Below are 16,117 nucleotides of genomic sequence, written 5' to 3' on the forward strand. Positions count from 1 at the left end.
ATTTTAGTTGACAAGGGGACGAGGCCTCAGGCCACGAGAACCTGCCTTGTCAACTCGTCTACTTGTTTACTAAACTCATTCCTCCCTCAATGCCTCCACCGGCAACGCACGTGCCGCACGGCGTACAGGGATATACGTCCCGACCAGCGCTATCAGCATCAGAATAATGTAACTGAGTGCCAGCACCACGGTGAAGTGGAAACCGAAACGGTTTTGCCCGTAGGCGGGATTGGGCACGAACTTGTCATTCATCTCTACCGTGTACAGGCCGTTGGCGTGTGCATGATAGAACAGGAAGGGGATGACCAGCACGAAGGCTATCGTCAGCAACAGCCAGGCCTCGAGGAGGAACTGCCGCACGATGCACCCTTGCGAAGCGCCCATACTGCGCATCACTCCAATCTCGCCGCGACGGGCGTTGCTGCGTATCCAAAAGGTGCCCACCATGCCCAGGAAGATGCAGAGCAGGGCGAAACCCGCCAGGGCGTATTGCAGGCGGAGCTTGTTGGTGACACCGCTCTTCATGGCATAGGCCTCGCTCAGCTCCGAAAATTCCTTCAGACTGTCGAAGTAGAAGTTGCCGACGGAGAGCTGCGGCGCCACTTCCTGCTGGAAACGCTGCTTGAAGGCTGACACGTCCACACCCGGCTTCAGACGGATGACAAAATTGTACCACCACGGCATATACTGGCTTCCATACATTTCGCTGTACATGGTGACAATGAGCGGATAAGGCTGCTCGTAGTCGCGATGCTTGAAGTCGCGGAATACGCCCGCTACCTCCAAAGCATCCTCGCCCTGGTAGACTTTCTTTCCTACGGCATCGGTCGTACCAAACAGGCGCTGAGCCAGCCGTTCGGAGATGAATGCCTTGTCTTCCACCTGTTCAGGCACCTGGATGTCACCGCCTGTACGGGCATCCTTCATGCCATAGGTATGAAGCATATTGCTGCCATCGGTTGCCACAAAGCAATAAGACTGGGCATGTACGAAACCTTCCCTTTTGTGCAAAGAGGCGGTATCGGCATAGATTTGCGTACCGCTCCACGAGCTGCTACAAGGGAAACTTTGATTACCGGAGATGGTCCAACACTCCACCTCGGGCTGCTCGCGTACGATGCGGGCAAGGCGTGTGTAGGCCACCAGATTCATCGAGTCGGAAGCCATGTCGGGGTCGAAGTTGCCGTTCGTCTCGTCGTACATGCCGATGTTCACCACGTAAAGCCTTTCGGGGGTATACCCTCGGTCGATGGAACGGTTGGTGGTCAATACATAGATAGGGTCGATAACGGTCCAAAGGAAGAAACTGACGACCAGCAGTTCCAGGAATATCCAGCCGTTCTGACGACGCTGGTTCCATAGTTGGTGTAAGATGGTTTGAAGCATGAATTCTATTTTTAGGAGTTAAGGAGTTAAGAACTTAAGGAGTTAAGCCAATACTTATACCAAATAGCATATTTATATATCATCTTTACTTCTGCCTGTACAACCTGCTATCGGCTTAACTCCTTAACTTCTTAACTTCTGTATTCTAAATACATTTATCTTTTCGTATTCAACGATTCCATAATCGGGTGGCGCATCGCCCCCAGCGCAGGCACGAGGGCCGACACCACATTGAGCACCACGCACACGGCCAGCGCGCTGCCGAACACGGCGGGATTGAACAGCATCTCGGGCGTGAGCGACGTGGAGAGCGAAGTGTCGTAGATGTTCTTGTCGAACAGCGTCAGAATCCAGTCGCTGGCCGTCAACACAATCAGGTAGGAGAACAACAGGCCTGCCAGACCGCCCAGCAACGTGAGCAACAGGTTCTCGCAGAGCACCTGCTCCAGCAGGCGGCGACGCGTAGCCCCATAGGCCTTGCGGATGCCCAGCTCGGCAATGCGGCTGTCCATGCGCGAGGAAATCATGCCGCTCAGGTTCAAGGCAGGGATGAAGAGCAGGGCCAGCAGGATGTAGAGGAAATCCTTGGCCAGTTCCATCGTGTCGGGTGCCTTCTCCACATCCTGGCGGAATGTACTGAGCCAGTAAGGATCGGGCTGCCCCATCACGTCGTATTCATAGTCCTTGTCCTGCAAGCTAAAGCGCCGGAACACATCCTGCACCTCGTTGCGCACGGTTTCGAAGTTCTCCGCATCGTCCACCAGCAGCGATACAAACACATTGCCGAGCAATCCCTGTCTGTCCAGCTCCTTGGAGATATACTGCGCATTGAGCAAGGGCAGCCACAGGTCGCCTGCCGTCTCGGGCGTGGCATTGGAAACATCCCGCACCACGCCGCACACGCGGTAGTCGCGCCCGTTGAAACTGAAATGACGCCCCGTCACTCCCTCGACGGCGGCAAACAACCGCTTGGCCAGCGACTCACCGATGACGGCCACTTGCGCCTTGGCCTCCACATCTTCCTGCGTGAATGGTTGGCCGTCAACAAAACGGAAGGAAAAGACTTTCCAGAAAGCGCCGTTGGCAAAACGGGGAGTAGCTTTGAAGGGCTTTACGTCTGTGGCAGACACCTGATAATCTCCCCAAAAATCAATCACACTGCCCGCCACCTGCTCCACATGAGGCAACCCCGGCAGCATCTGGTCCACCACATAGTAGGCCACGCCGCCGTAGATGTTCCAGCTCTCGGGCTTCCCCTTCGGGTAGCGCTTTATCGGCTTCAACACCAGCGTGCGGTCGCGGTTATACTCGGGATAGACGGGACCGAACTTGACGTAGAAGATGATGAACAGTGTCATCACCAGCGCAATGGACAGACCCGTGCCCACCACGTAGATACCCGTGAAGAGGCGGTTCTGCCGCATCAGGGTCCAGGCTTGTTTGAAGTAGTTTTTCAGCATAATGTTTATCTGTTTTAGTTGACAAGGAGAGTTATGGTTAGTTGACAAGGGGACGAGGCTTCAGACCACAAGGACTTGCCTTGTCAACTTGTCTACTCGTCAACTTGTTTACTTGTCAACTCTCATTTCTTCAATTTCAGTTTGTTCTTATTCTTATACTGGCTCATGTCGCTCACCACCACCTGGTCGCCCGGCTGCAGGCCCGAGACCACTTCGACATACTCGAAATTGGAGTCGCCCAGTTGCACCTTGCGCTTCACAAGCTGACCTTCGCCGTCACGCACAAAGAGTTCGTACTCGCCACGACCCACATAGTACGAAGCATTGGCCACGCGCATCACGTCTTCCTTCACGGCGTTCATCACGTAGACGTCTGTCTTCAGGCCCGAACGCAGGCGGCGGTTGCTGTCGTCCTCCAGCTGCACGGTGAAGGAGATGACACCGTTCTTCGAAAGCGGAGTGACACTGCTCACCTGCCCTTCCAGCTTCTCGCTGCCTATCTTCACGATGGCCCGTCCGCCGGCTGCCACACGGTCGCCGTAGGTATCGGCTATCTCGCCCTCTACCTTGAAGTGGCTCAGGTCGCTGATGACGGCTATCTGTGTGCCCTCTCCCACCTGCGCACCAATCTGGTTATTGATATAGGTAAGGATGGCCTTGCGGGGCGAACGTACCTGTGCGTCGTCCAGCGTACGCTTGGTTTCGGCCAGGCTCTTGCGGAAGATGCTCAGGTCCAGTTCCTGCACCTTGTATTCGGCTGCCAGCACCTCCTGTTCGTTTTCGTACTGCTGGCGCAGCTGTTCCAGTTCCAGCTGGGCCACGTTGACACTCAGTTCGGCCTGACGTACCTTGTCGGTGGTACCCGAACCGAGACTGTCGAGATACTGCTCGTTGCGCAACTCCACCTTCATGCGGTTCAGCTTCATCTCGGACACCTTGATCTGCATGGCCAGATCTTTCAGTTTGGTCTCGTTGTTCACCTGCAACTGCTGCAGCTTGTAGGTGCGCATCTGCTCCTCGTCCAGCTGTTTCTTGTATTCGGTCTCGGCACTCTGCAGGTCCAGCTTCAGGATGGGCGTGCCCACGTCCACACTGTCGCCACCCTTCCTGTATACTTCGAGGATGCGGGTATTGATGGGCGAGTTGATGATTTCCTCGAACGCCGGCACCACCTTGCCCGAGGCACTGACGCTGACCTCGATGGTTCCCCGGTCCACTTGCGAAAAGACGAGGTCCTTCTCCTTCACTCCCGTCCGCATCAGCGAGATGAGTACACTGATGACTACCACGCCCGACGCTCCTGCGATGCCGTAGCGCATCCACCTTTTGTTGCGCTCCTTGCGGCGCACTTCTTTCGGAATTTCTCTATCCATACCTTATATATTATATTGTTCTTATTTTCCTTGCTTTTACTTTTCTGTCTGATTTTCCTTTCCGGCTGACGGAAACGGACAATCTGAAAAGACTTACACCCTTTTCCTACGAAATACGTGCCAAAAACGCAACTTACTGATTTACAACAAAACCAAGAAAATACAAAGTGTCCGATTCCGAACACTGTGTACACTTTTGGATAATCTATTCCGAACACTTGCACCATCCTAAAGCCTTCCAAAGTGAATACCGGAACCTGAATCCATAGCTGTAAAGGGACGAAACGAGTGCAGTACCGGGGAAAATATGAACAAAAGCGAAAATATGAACATTCGTAGAAGAAATATAGACGTCATACTACCAGCATAACCATCTATCTTTGCAACAAATAACAAAAGAAAGCTATGATAAAGAAATTGTTCACATTTACATTTGCCTGTCTGCTCATAGGGAGTGCAGAAGCCCAGGAAATACTATCTTTAGGGCAATGCATCCGGATAGGCATCGAGAACAACCTCGGACTGCAGACCAAGCAGAACGAGGTGCGCAAAGGCCGTCACGCCATCAGCGAGAACCGCGCCAAACTGTTACCGCAAATCAATGCTGTAGCCTCCTTCAACGACAACTTCAACCCGCCCGTATCGGTGACCGACGGCTCGGCCTACGGCAACCCGTACAACGTGACGAAGACCCTGCAGTACAACGCCAGCGCAGGCCTGCAACTGCAGATGCCGCTCTACAACCAGACCGCCTACACGGCAGTGGACATTGCCCGCACGCTGGACAACATCAACCGGCTGACCTACGAAAAGGCACGCGAAGACCTCATCCTACAGATAGCCAGGATGTACTACCTGGGACAAAGCACTGCCGAACAGATAGGCATCGTCCGGGAGAACATCGGCCGCCTGCGCGAACTGCGCGACATCACCCAAGCCTTCTACGACAACGGCATGGCGATGGAAGTGGACCTGAAGCGCGTCAACATCAACTTGGAGAACATGCAGGTGCAATATGACAACGCCCAAGCCATGCTGACCCAACAGCTCAACCTGCTGAAGTACGTCATGGACTATCCCGCCAACGCCGACATCGCCCTGGAGCCTGTGGACACCGAAAACATCCGGACTGCCGAACTGACCGGACTGGACACCAATCAGTACGAACTGCAACTGCTCCGCTCGCAAGGCGAACTGGCCGAACGGCAGAAACGGATGATTAGCCAAGGGTACTTACCTTCGCTCAGCCTGACCGCCAACTGGATGTACTCGGCCTACACGGATAAGGCCAAGAATTGGTTCCATTCCGGCCCGTCCAACCACTGGTACGACTCCAACGGCATCGGCCTGACGCTGAGAATCCCCATCTTCGACGGATTGGACAAACGCTCGAAACTGCGGAAAGCGAAGATTGACATCGAAAACATCCGCCTGAATCAGGAGAACATGCAGAAGAACCTCGAAACGCAGTACCTGAACGCCACGAACGACCTGATGAACAACCACCGCAACTTCGTGAAACAAAAGGACAACTACCGCCTGGCCGAGGAGGTCTACGAAGTGACCACCGACCGCTACCGCGAAGGCATTGCCTCGATGACCGAAGTCCTACAGGACGAGATGCGCATGAGCGAGGCGCAGAACAACTACATCAGCGCCCACTACAACTACCGCGTCACCAACCTGACCCTGCTGAAGCTGACTGGACAAACGGAAAGCCTACTGGAATAGGAGGAGACGAGGGAACGAGTTGACGAGTTAACAAGGGGACGAGTTGACGAGTTAACAAGTTAACAAGGGAATAAGGAATGTCCTTGTTGCCTGAAGCCTCGTCAACTCGTCAACTAACCCAACCCCCTCGTTGCCTGAAGCCTCGTCAACTTGTCAACTAACTTAAAAACAACATTCAAAATCATATAAACGTCATGAAAACCAATAACACTTTACAAGAAAAAGCTCAAAAACTGCGCAAGATGCGCCGTCGTCAACGTATAGCCAGCCTGCTGGGCATCGCCGTCCTCGCCTGGGGAGTGGTGCAGGCAGCCATCCTCTTCTTAGACTACAAGAACACCGAGACCAGCAACGACGCTCAGGTGGAACAGTACATTTCGCCCGTCAACCTGCGCGCATCGGGCTACATCCAGAAAATCTGCTTCACCGAACACCAGGACGTACGCAAGGGCGACACCCTGCTGATACTCGATGACCGCGAATACCGCATCCGCGTGATGGAAGCCGAAGCCGCCCTGAAGGACGCTCTGGCCGGTGCCACCGTCATGAATGCCACCTTGCAGACCACCCAAAACAACGCTTCGGTATTCGAGGCCTCCATCGCCGAAATCGAAATCCGCCTGGCCAAGCTGGAGAAAGACCGCCAACGCTACACCAACCTGCTGAAGCGCAATGCTGCCACACCCATCCAATTAGAACAGATTGAGACCGAATACGAAGCCACCCGCAAGAAGCTCGAAGCCGTAAAGCGCCAGCAGAAGGCCGCCCGCTCGGGCGTGAACGAAGTGTCGCAACGCCGACAGAACATCGAGGCCTCCATACAGCGTGCACAGGCCGCCCTCGACATGGCCCGTCTCAACCTGTCGTACTGCGTGGTGACCGCCCCCTGCGACGGCAAGTTAGGCCGACGCGCACTGGAAGAAGGACAGTTCATCGGTGCCGGACAAACCATCACCTACATCATGCCCGACAAACAGAAATGGATTATAGCCAACTACAAAGAAACACAAGTTGAGAACCTTGCCATCGGTCAGCAGGTACGCATCCGGGTAGATGCCATCAGCGGCAAGGAGTTCGAGGGGCGCATCACCGCCATCTCCGGCGCCACCGGTTCCAAGTACTCGCTTGTACCCACCGACAACTCGGCCGGCAACTTCGTCAAGATACAGCAGCGCATCCCCGTCCGCATCGACTTCGACCACCTGAGCCGCGAGGACAACGAACGCCTGGCTGCGGGGATGATGGCGGTAGTAAAGACGATTAAATGAAGAATTTCCATGCGGAACGGCATAAGTTTGTGCATTCGAATTTTTCAGCCGCAGATGACGCGGATGACACAGATTTATAATTTCCATGCGGACGGGCACATTGCCACATTAGCACATTAAAAAATCCGCGTCATCCGCGTCATCCGCGTCTGAAAAATCCCCCACCGCATGGCCACTAACCACTAACCACTAACCATTAACCATTTTTCCCTATGTCTTCCTATCCCCGAAACTATCCGTTCTACAACTGGGTGCCCAAACCTCTGGGCATCCTGATACTGGTGCTGCTCTTCATCCCCATCCTCACCGTGGGCGGCGTGTATACCGCCAACAGCGGCGAGATGATGAGCGGACTGGGCATTCAGTCCGAACATATCCAGTTTGTCGGCTTCCTCACCTCCATCGGCATGGCGGCCTTCTCGCCCTTCTTCTACGAATTAGTGTGCATCCGCCGCGAGAAGATGATGTGCCTCACGGGCTTTGCCGTGATGTACGCGCTGAGCTACGTGTGCGCCAAGACCGACAGCATCTTCCTCCTGGCCCTGTGCAGCCTCATCATGGGTTTCCTGCGCATGGTGCTGATGATGGTTAACCTCTTTACCCTCATCAAGTACGCCTTCGGCATGGAAGCCACGCGCAACATCACGCCCGGCAACGAACCCCACGACGCCGAAGGATGGGACCGCTTAGACAGCGAGAAGAGCGTCAGCATGCCCACCATCTACCTGTTCTTCATGATACTGGGGCAGATAGGTACTTCGCTCACAGCCTGGCTGGCTTACGAGTACGAGTGGCAGTACGTCTACTACTACATGATGGCCACGACCCTCGTCGCTATCCTCGTCATCTTCGTCACCATGCCCTACCACCGCTACCCGGGCCGACGCTTTCCCATCAACTTCCGCAAGTTCGGCAGCGTGGTCATCTTCTGTGCCATGTGCACGTCGGTGGTCTATGTGCTGGTCTATGGCAAGGTGCTCGACTGGTACGACGACCCTACCATCCGCTGGGCTACGGTGGCTGCCATCGTGTTTACCGACCTGTTCGCCTACATGGAGGCCACGCACCGCTCGCCCTACTTCCTGATGGACGTTTTCCGCCTGCGTACCATCCGCATAGGCATCCTCCTTTTCCTGCTGCTGATGGTGCTGAACTCCAGCGCCCTGTTCGTCAATGTGTTCACCGGTGTGGGCATGAAGATAGACAACTGGCAGAATGCCGCCCTGAACAACTGGGCCATCCTGGGCTACTTCATCGGTGCCGTCGTGGCCATCGCGCTGGGCAAGCGGGGCGTACACCTGAAGTATCTGTTCGCGCTGGGCTTTGTCTTCATCGGCCTCTCCGCCCTCTTCATGTACTTCGAGGTGCAGACGGCCGGCCTGTACGAGCGCATGAAGTACCCCGTCATCATCCGTGCCACGGGCATGATGCTGCTCTACTCGCTGACCGCCGTACTGGCCAACCAGCGCATGCCCTACAAGTATCTGTCCACGTGGATCTGCATCATGCTGACCGCACGCATGATGCTGGGGCCTGCCGTCGGCACCGCCCTCTACACCAACGTGATGCAGCATCGCCAGCAGCACTACATCACCCGCCTGGCTCACGACACGGACCTGCTCTCACCCGAAACAGCCGCCAGCTATACAGGTACCATCCAAGGCATGATGCACCAAGGCAAGAGTCGCCAGGAGGCTGAACAGATGGCTGCCTTGTCGGCCAAAGGCAAGGTGCAGGTGCAGGCCACGCTGGCCTCGGTCAAGGAGATGTCCGGCTGGACGCTCTATGCCTGCATGGGCTGCGCCGTGCTGGTACTGGTGTTGCCCTATCGCAAAAGACGAATCACCACAGACAGCCATATCTCGTAGAGGCGCAAAATTTTGCGCCTCTACAACGTCCTCCGTGGCGAAACAACCAACATTTTTCACTAACTTAGCCCCGTATAACCATTATGAACCGCCCCATGAACGAAGAAGACCGCCTCCAAAGGCTCGAACAGGCGCTCAGCACCAACCACCTCATCTGTAGTTCCGAAGGCACCCTTTCCGCCTTCCCTGCCACCCTGCGCCACCCTTACCGCGTATGCGGCCTGTGCCTGATGCTGTGCCGCAAGGGCAGCTTCGGCTTCCGCCTGAACGGCCGCGACTTCACCGCCCACGAAGGCCAGACGCTCTTCGTGCCCGAGAATGCCACCATCCAGGTCACCACCCAGGCAGCCGACCTGGCCGTGCACATCTTTGCCTACCGCATCGAGCCCATACGCGACATCATGGGCAACCTGGCCCTGTCCATGTACCCCTACACCGAGCTGTCGGCCGAGACGTGCTACGTGTGGCACACCGGCGAGGAAGAAGAACTGCTGCGCTACATCGCCCTATTAGACAATACGCTGAAGCACGGGCAGGAGCTGTTCAACTCGTTCGAACAGAAACTGCTGCTCATCGGACTGACTTACCGCCTGTGCGGCATCTACAGCCGCAAGCTCGTCAACCGCCGCGACACCGTGAGCCACAAGGACGAGACCTTCATCCGCCTCGTTGCCCTCATCGAACAGCACTTCCGTAGCGAACGCGGCGTCGAGTTCTATGCCGACAAGCTCTGCCTCTCGCCCAAGTACCTGTCCAACCTGTCCAAAGCCGTCAGCGGCTACACCGTGCAGGAACTCGTGTTCAAGGCCATCGTCCGCGAAGCCATCTCCCTGCTGAAGAACACACAGAAGTCCGTCCTCGAAATCTCCGAAGAACTGAACTTCCCCAACCCTTCCTACTTCGGCACCTTCTTCAGGAAGCAGACGGGGATGTCGCCCCTGCAGATGAGACGAAACGGCTGACGGCATCGCCTATGCAGCTTTAAAACGATGGAAAACCCGAGGACTTTTCTCACAAAACCCGAGGAGTTTTCCGACAAAATCCGAGGAGTTTCGTTTGCAAACCCGGGGAGTTTTCCGACAAAACCCGGGGAGTTTTGCCCGTTCCCTCCACATGCTTTTCCTGACGAGGTTGCCGACATTCAAAAACGATACCGCATCAAGCATCTCGCTGCTGGTGGTCTGGAGCACATCAGAAAGCAGCTCATTGTTAATTTTCACTAAGGGAATAGCGACACAACCCCGAAAAGCCTTACTTTTAAAACCCAATAAGCGCAAACAGAATATGATGGAAATTACAAAACTGGACGGAACGGACGAAAGGCTCTATCCACTGGTAGGCCCCTTGGTGATGAATCCCAAAGTGCTGAAGCAGAACAACAACTACCCCTTCCGTACATCGGAAAGCTACACATGGTACATAGCCCGGGAGGAGAAACATGTGGTGGGCTTCGTGCCACTGGAGCAGAAAAAAAACGGCTACGTCATCAACAACTACTACATCGAAGGCAAGGCGGCACCCGTGCTGGAAGCCCTGCTAAAGCAGATTGCGGAAGACACGGCCGGCAGCCTGCCCCTGTATGCGGTAGCGTTGCTGGACGATGCCGATGTGTTCGAGGGACAAGCATTCGTCGTCGAGAAAAAATGGACACGCTACGTCCGGATGAGGAAAGGTTAAAGAAAGACTCCATGGAAAACAAGAAAAACGTCTACGAACTGGCTCAGGAACGGCTTGCAATGATCTTCAGGGACTTTGACAACGTGTGCGTATCCTTCTCGGGCGGAAAGGACAGCGGACTGCTGCTGAACCTCTGCATCGACTACGTGCGGCGGAACCGCCTGAACCGGAAAATCTGCGTATTCCACATGGACTACGAAATACAGTACACCCATACCATCGACTTCGTGAACCGCATCCTGGAGGCCAACCGCGACATTCTGGAAGTGTACCGCATCTGTGTGCCCTTCCGCGTGCCCACCTGCACATCCATGTACCAGAGCTTCTGGCGGCCGTGGGACGAACGGATGAAAGACATCTGGGTGCGCCCCATGCCCGCCGACTGCTACACTCGAAGCGACTTCCCCTTCTACTACGAAAAGATGTGGGACTACGAATTTCAGATGCACTTTGCCAAGTGGCTGCACGCTCGGAAAGACGCCGTACGCTCCTGCTTCCTGATAGGCATCCGCACACAGGAAAGCCTGAACCGCTGGCGCAGCATCCACCTGAACCGCAAAATACACATGTACCACAACTATCGCTGGACATCGCGCATCGGCAACGACGTCTACAACGCCTATCCCCTGTACGACTGGAAAACCACCGACGTATGGACAGCCAACGGTAAGTTCCGCTTCGACTACAATCGCCTTTACGACCTCTACTACAAAGCAGGCGTCAATCTGGAACGGCAACGGGTAGCCAGCCCCTTCCTGTGCGAGGCGATGGAAAGCCTCTCCCTGTACAAGACCATCGACCCCGACATGTGGGGAAAGATGATAGGCCGCGTCAACGGGGTGAACTTCACAGGCATCTACGGAGGTACGCACGTCATGGGATGGCAAAGTATACGCCTGCCGCAAGGATACACGTGGAAAGAATTCATGCAATTCCTGCTCTCTACCCTGCCCGAACCGACCCGGCGCAATTATCAGCGGAAACTGACCGTCAGCATAGAATTCTGGCGCACACGGGGCGGATGCCTCAGCGAAACAACCATCCAGCGCCTCAAGGAAGCCGGAGTGAACTTCGAAGTAATGGAGACTACCAATTACAAGACCACCAAAAAACCCGTCCGGATGGAATATCTGGACGACATCGACATCCCCGAGTTCCGCGAAATACCCACCTACAAACGCATGTGCATCTGCATTCTGAAGAACGACCATGCCTGCAAGTACATGGGCTTCTCGCTGACCAAGGAAGAAGTGCGCAAACGCAACAAGATTATGGAACAATTTAAAAATATGCACCTATGAACGAAAGTCCAAGCCCGGTATACAACGTACAGGCCGTACCTATCGAGAAAGTACAGGCCAACGACTACAATCCCAACGTAGTAGCTCCGCCCGAAATGCGGCTGCTGGAACTGTCCATCTGGGAAGACGGTTTCACCATGCCCTGTGTCTGCTATTACGACCGCGAAACCGATACCTACATTCTGGTGGACGGCTACCACCGCTACCAGGTGATGAAAACCTCGCGGCGGATATTCGAACGCGAAAAAGGCCTGTTGCCCGTAGTGGTGATAGACAAAGACCTGTCGAACCGCATGGCTTCCACCATCCGGCACAACCGTGCCCGGGGCACACACAACATCGAACTGATGTGTCACATCGTGGCCGAACTGGACAAAGCCGGCATGTCCGACCAGTGGATTATGAAACACATCGGGATGGACCGCGACGAACTGCTTCGCCTGAAACAGATTTCGGGACTGGCCGACCTGTTTGCCGACAAAGACTTCAGCATCCCCGAACAGGACAACATCGACTGCGCATACATGCCGCTGGAAGACGAACTGTAGCCAGCGTCTTCCTGCGCCACTATCCCGCAACAGCCGCAAGGCAATTGTCAGCGCAAGCGCAGGCGGTCGCCTACCTCGGGAACGTACTCTTCGACATCCTTACGGTTCATCTTATAGAGGTTCTTCAGCCGGATGCCGTACTTCTGGGCAATGGAGTGCATGGACTCGCCGTCGCGCACGATGTGGACCGTATAAGGTTTCTGCGCCTTCTTGTTTTTCTTCTTCAGGTAGATGATGTCGCCCGCCTCGATGGTGTACTCCTTATGCAGGTCGTTGTAATCGACCAGCTTCTTCCAGCTGATGTCGAACTCACCGCCCAGCAGACGGAACGTATCGCCGTCGCGTGCCACGACGTAAGCCAGACCGTTGGCCAGATATACCTGATGCGGATTGGCCAGCCAGGGTTTCTTCTTCAGCTCCTTTTCCCAGCGACGCGCCTCGCGCTTGCTCATGCCCTTGGTGTCGTACTTATAGAGCTCGTAATCCTCGATAATGGTAATCAGACGGTTGGCATACGACGGATCAGTGGCATATCCCGCTTTCTTCAACCCCTTTGCCCAGCCCTTGTAGTCGGTAATCTTCAGTTTGAAGAGGAAAGCATAGCGGGCACCCTGCCTCAGGAATTTCGAGTGATCCTCGTACGAGTCCTCTACCTTGCGATAAGCCCTGAAACATTCGCCACGGGCATCATCGTCGTGATAGACTTTGCGACCGCGCCAGGTATTGTGACACTTGATGCCAAAATGGTTGTTGCTTTTACGGGCCAGCACACTCTGCCCCGCTCCGCTCTCCAGCAATCCTTGTGCCAGAGTGATACTGGCCGGAATCTTATAACGGTTCATCTGGTCGATGGCCAGTTCGGAATATTGCTTGATATAGTCGTTGTAACGAGAGTTCCGGCGCTGCGCCGAGGCAGGCAGAAACAGAATTAATAAGGCTACAAAAGCCCACAGTCGGAACGTATATTTCATTTCTTTACCTTTGATTTCGGCGCAAAAATCTGCAAAAGAATCGAAAAAAACAATCCTTTTACTATTTATTAGCTACCCGATGAGGCATAAATAAGTTAAATTGGCTACATTTGAAACCGAGTTAAAAACCTTATCCGAAAACGAAAATGAAATGTAAACGCTATCTTATAGGAGTAGCAGCCATGTATCTGCTCTTGCAGACTTCCTGCTCAAGCATGTTCTATTCCAACTCCAATGTTCTGGGCCAAATCAAACAGGGCATGTCACCCGAAGAAACCACAAAAATACTGGGAGAACCCGAATACCGCCGCCTGGACTACGGACTGGAGGAATGGGAGTACCGGAAAATGTTGAACCCGCTGGATAGTGAAGCCACCGTCATCATCGTACGCTTCGAAGAGGGACGCCTGGTCTATATGGATTCTTTCAAGGCATCGGAACGCCAGCCAGTCATGCCCGAGCCGCCCGTCACTGCCCCGCAGGAACCACCGGTAGTTGTTGTTCCGGGACATAAGCCGCGTCCCGTGATACGTCCCATCAGCGACAAACAGTTCACCGACTTCTACAACAAAGTGAAGGCACGTCTTTTTAAAGACGAACAGATGAAACTGATACGTGCCGGCGCCGACAACAAATACTTCACCTGCCAGCAATGCGCCCGCATGATGTCACTGTATGTCTTCGATGACGACAAGATGGAAGTGCTGAGAATATTCGCGCCTCGCATCGTCGACAAAGAGAATTACGAAACCGTAACCAAATCCCTTTCGCTTTTCGAACAAGAAAAAGCGATGAAGCTGCTGGGAATATAAATCCGGCAAGCAGGGAAAAGGCTTAACCCCGATAATCATTCACTTATAATAAACCTTGCACCATGAAACAACTGAATATCCGCATCGATGTCCAGGTATATGCTTACGACGAACTGGACAACGCCGACCGCGAACTGATAGACAACGCCTGCGAGGCTACCCACCGCAGCTATTCGCCCTACTCGCACTTCTCGGTAGGAGCTGCCGCACGCCTGGCCGACGGTACTGTCGTATGTGGCAGCAACCAGGAAAACGCAGCCTATCCGTCGGGACTCTGTGCCGAACGTACGACCCTGTTCTACGCCAACTCACGCTATCCCGAACAAGCCGTGACCACACTGGCCATCGCCGCCCGCAACGAACAAGGCGAATTTCTTGACGATCCGATTCCTCCCTGCGGTGCCTGCCGTCAGGTGATGCTCGAAACCGAGACACGTCACCAGCGCCCTATGCGCATCCTGCTGTATGGACGGAAAGGCATTTACGAGATAAAACGCGTTGGCGATCTGCTTCCGCTTTCGTTCGACGCATCGAACATGGAAGTCAAATGATATAGCATAGGACGGGCATCAATAAGTATGCCCGTCTTTCATTTCGTCTGCATCAATCTTATGGCTGTCGATACGACGCCAGGCATAGAAGATGTAGGCCAGCACAAAAGGTACCAGGATGGAAACATAAGCCATCACTTCGAGCGTAAAACGGCTGGAGCAACTGTTGGCCAGCGTCAGCGAACTTTGCAGGTCGGCCACGGAAGGATAATAAGCCGTATGGTTATAGCCCGCCGTCAGTAAAAGAGCAAAGACCGCAAGTATCGTTCCCGCACCAGACAACCAGATTCCTTTGTCATAACCGGGTTTCCATAAGGTACGGACAATACCACCCAGCACCCCTGCAACTCCTAACAGGAACATAACAAGTACCCAGGGCATAGCCAGAAAGTTGTGCAGATATTTGTATGGCTCCATGCAAATCCAGCCGTTTTCGGGCTGTACGGCAAAGCCGTCGGCTACCAGCGTACGTACCAGAAACGCCAGAAAGAAAATCAGGAACAGCACGGAGTTTCCCCACAACGAACGGCGACAACGCGCAACAAGCTCCGTATCGGCTATGTTGTTGATAAAGTAGAGAGCACCCAGCACCCGCGCCAGGAAAAAGACAGCCAGTCCCATTACCACGTTCCACGGATTTGCCAGTGCGTCCAGCCCATGCCAGCCGTTGGCCCAGCGACTGATGACGGGCATCAGCGTATCACCCATATTATTCTTGTCGATAATGAATGCAGAACCGGTAAAAAACGTCGCTACCGCACCGCCCAACAGCACAGGCCCCACTACTCCGTTGATGACCAGAAACACACGATAGGTGTTCTTACCCAGAAGATTGCCCGCCTGCGACTGAAATTCGTAACTGACAGCCTGCAATACGAAACTGAACAGAATAATCATCCAAAGCCAGTAGGCACCGCCGAAACTGGTGCTATAGAACAATGGGAAAGAAGCGAAAAACGCACCACCGAAAGTAACCAGTGTAGTAAACGTAAACTCCCACTTACGTCCCGTCGAATTGATCATCATTTTGCGGTGTTCTTCCGTCTTGCCCAGACAGAACAGCAATGAGTTACCACCCTGCACAAACAACAGGAATACAAGAAAAGCACCCAGTAGCGAAACTATTGCCCACCAATATTGCTGAAGAAAAGCATAAGTATCCATAAATACA

At 54.2% G+C, this 16,117-nt stretch carries 14 protein-coding genes; 9 read left to right on the plus strand and 5 right to left on the minus strand.

Annotation, left to right across the window (positions count from 1 at the left end; all coding sequences use genetic code 11):
- Positions 1-75: 75 nt before the first annotated feature.
- From Q3C19_RS01185 to Q3C19_RS01195, 3 genes are all read right to left on the minus strand, one after another.
- Entirely contained in the window at positions 76-1,386 is a 1,311-nt protein-coding gene (locus Q3C19_RS01185) for an ABC transporter permease (protein WP_302726620.1), read from the minus strand.
- 155 nt (positions 1,387-1,541) lie between these two features.
- Positions 1,542-2,894 (minus strand): ABC transporter permease, encoded by a 1,353-nt coding sequence (locus tag Q3C19_RS01190; protein ID WP_302726622.1) that lies wholly within the window; start codon positions 2,892-2,894, stop codon positions 1,542-1,544.
- Positions 2,895-2,968: 74 nt separating this feature from the next.
- On the minus strand, positions 2,969-4,219 hold the full coding sequence (locus tag Q3C19_RS01195) for an efflux RND transporter periplasmic adaptor subunit (RefSeq protein ID WP_302726624.1): 1,251 nt from the start codon (positions 4,217-4,219) through the stop codon (positions 2,969-2,971).
- Between the two features lie 405 nt (positions 4,220-4,624).
- On the opposite strand from Q3C19_RS01195, the gene Q3C19_RS01200 reads away from it, so the two are divergent.
- From Q3C19_RS01200 to Q3C19_RS01230, 7 genes are all read left to right on the plus strand, one after another.
- The gene (locus tag Q3C19_RS01200) at positions 4,625-5,950 is read left to right on the plus strand and encodes a TolC family protein (protein ID WP_302726626.1); all 1,326 of its coding nucleotides are present in this window, start codon (positions 4,625-4,627) and stop codon (positions 5,948-5,950) included.
- A 194-nt stretch (positions 5,951-6,144) separates the two neighbouring features.
- Entirely contained in the window at positions 6,145-7,218 is a 1,074-nt protein-coding gene (locus Q3C19_RS01205; protein ID WP_302726628.1) for an HlyD family secretion protein, read from the plus strand.
- A gap of 212 nt (positions 7,219-7,430) precedes the next feature.
- A complete protein-coding gene (locus tag Q3C19_RS01210; RefSeq protein WP_302726630.1) occupies positions 7,431-9,086 on the plus strand; it encodes an MFS transporter in 1,656 nt (551 codons plus the stop codon).
- Between the two features lie 83 nt (positions 9,087-9,169).
- Entirely contained in the window at positions 9,170-10,048 is an 879-nt protein-coding gene (locus Q3C19_RS01215; RefSeq protein WP_302726632.1) for an AraC family transcriptional regulator, read from the plus strand.
- Positions 10,049-10,370: 322 nt separating this feature from the next.
- Entirely contained in the window at positions 10,371-10,763 is a 393-nt protein-coding gene (locus tag Q3C19_RS01220; protein ID WP_302726634.1) for a hypothetical protein, read from the plus strand.
- 11 nt (positions 10,764-10,774) lie between these two features.
- A complete protein-coding gene (locus Q3C19_RS01225; RefSeq protein ID WP_302726636.1) occupies positions 10,775-12,064 on the plus strand; it encodes a DUF3440 domain-containing protein in 1,290 nt (429 codons plus the stop codon).
- Positions 12,061-12,612 carry a ParB/RepB/Spo0J family partition protein gene (locus Q3C19_RS01230; protein ID WP_071149845.1) on the plus strand — a complete coding sequence of 184 codons (552 nt, stop codon included), beginning with the start codon at positions 12,061-12,063 and terminating at the stop codon, positions 12,610-12,612. The genes Q3C19_RS01225 and Q3C19_RS01230 overlap by 4 nt, the downstream gene beginning before the upstream one ends.
- A 47-nt stretch (positions 12,613-12,659) precedes the next feature.
- Here the strand turns inward: Q3C19_RS01230 and Q3C19_RS01235 are convergent, their stop codons facing one another.
- Positions 12,660-13,583 (minus strand): glucosaminidase domain-containing protein, encoded by a 924-nt coding sequence (locus Q3C19_RS01235; RefSeq protein ID WP_022163974.1) that lies wholly within the window; start codon positions 13,581-13,583, stop codon positions 12,660-12,662.
- 146 nt (positions 13,584-13,729) lie between these two features.
- Between Q3C19_RS01235 and Q3C19_RS01240 the strand changes: the two genes are divergently transcribed.
- Complete coding sequence (locus Q3C19_RS01240) at positions 13,730-14,395, plus strand: DUF4476 domain-containing protein (RefSeq protein WP_302726638.1); 666 nt, start codon at positions 13,730-13,732, stop codon at positions 14,393-14,395.
- Positions 14,396-14,457: 62 nt separating this feature from the next.
- Complete coding sequence (gene cdd / locus Q3C19_RS01245; protein ID WP_022163972.1) at positions 14,458-14,946, plus strand: cytidine deaminase; 489 nt, start codon at positions 14,458-14,460, stop codon at positions 14,944-14,946.
- Positions 14,947-14,964: 18 nt separating this feature from the next.
- On the opposite strand, the gene Q3C19_RS01250 is transcribed toward cdd, so the two are convergent.
- A complete protein-coding gene (locus Q3C19_RS01250) occupies positions 14,965-16,110 on the minus strand; it encodes a cytochrome d ubiquinol oxidase subunit II (protein ID WP_302726640.1) in 1,146 nt (381 codons plus the stop codon).
- Between the last annotated feature and the right edge of the window lie 7 nt (positions 16,111-16,117).

It is taken from the genome of Bacteroides sp. ET489 (genome assembly GCF_030518095.1).
Taxonomy (GTDB): Bacteria; Bacteroidota; Bacteroidia; order Bacteroidales; family Bacteroidaceae; genus Bacteroides; species Bacteroides ndongoniae.

Bases quoted from the DNA above. Each gene is read 5' to 3' on its own strand.
- Q3C19_RS01215 (WP_302726632.1), top strand. From the start codon at position 9,170: ATGAACCGCCCCATGAACGAAGAAGACCGCCTCCAAAGGCTCGAACAG.
- Q3C19_RS01225 (WP_302726636.1), top strand. From the start codon at position 10,775: ATGGAAAACAAGAAAAACGTCTACGAACTGGCTCAGGAACGGCTTGCA.
- Q3C19_RS01230 (WP_071149845.1), top strand. From the start codon at position 12,061: ATGAACGAAAGTCCAAGCCCGGTATACAACGTACAGGCCGTACCTATC.
- Q3C19_RS01235 (WP_022163974.1), bottom strand. From the start codon at position 13,583: ATGAAATATACGTTCCGACTGTGGGCTTTTGTAGCCTTATTAATTCTG.
- Q3C19_RS01200 (WP_302726626.1), top strand. From the start codon at position 4,625: ATGATAAAGAAATTGTTCACATTTACATTTGCCTGTCTGCTCATAGGG.
- Q3C19_RS01185 (WP_302726620.1), bottom strand. From the start codon at position 1,386: ATGCTTCAAACCATCTTACACCAACTATGGAACCAGCGTCGTCAGAAC.
- Q3C19_RS01210 (WP_302726630.1), top strand. From the start codon at position 7,431: ATGTCTTCCTATCCCCGAAACTATCCGTTCTACAACTGGGTGCCCAAA.
- cdd (WP_022163972.1), top strand. From the start codon at position 14,458: ATGAAACAACTGAATATCCGCATCGATGTCCAGGTATATGCTTACGAC.
- Q3C19_RS01220 (WP_302726634.1), top strand. From the start codon at position 10,371: ATGATGGAAATTACAAAACTGGACGGAACGGACGAAAGGCTCTATCCA.
- Q3C19_RS01195 (WP_302726624.1), bottom strand. From the start codon at position 4,219: ATGGATAGAGAAATTCCGAAAGAAGTGCGCCGCAAGGAGCGCAACAAA.
- Q3C19_RS01205 (WP_302726628.1), top strand. From the start codon at position 6,145: ATGAAAACCAATAACACTTTACAAGAAAAAGCTCAAAAACTGCGCAAG.
- Q3C19_RS01240 (WP_302726638.1), top strand. From the start codon at position 13,730: ATGAAATGTAAACGCTATCTTATAGGAGTAGCAGCCATGTATCTGCTC.
- Q3C19_RS01250 (WP_302726640.1), bottom strand. From the start codon at position 16,110: ATGGATACTTATGCTTTTCTTCAGCAATATTGGTGGGCAATAGTTTCG.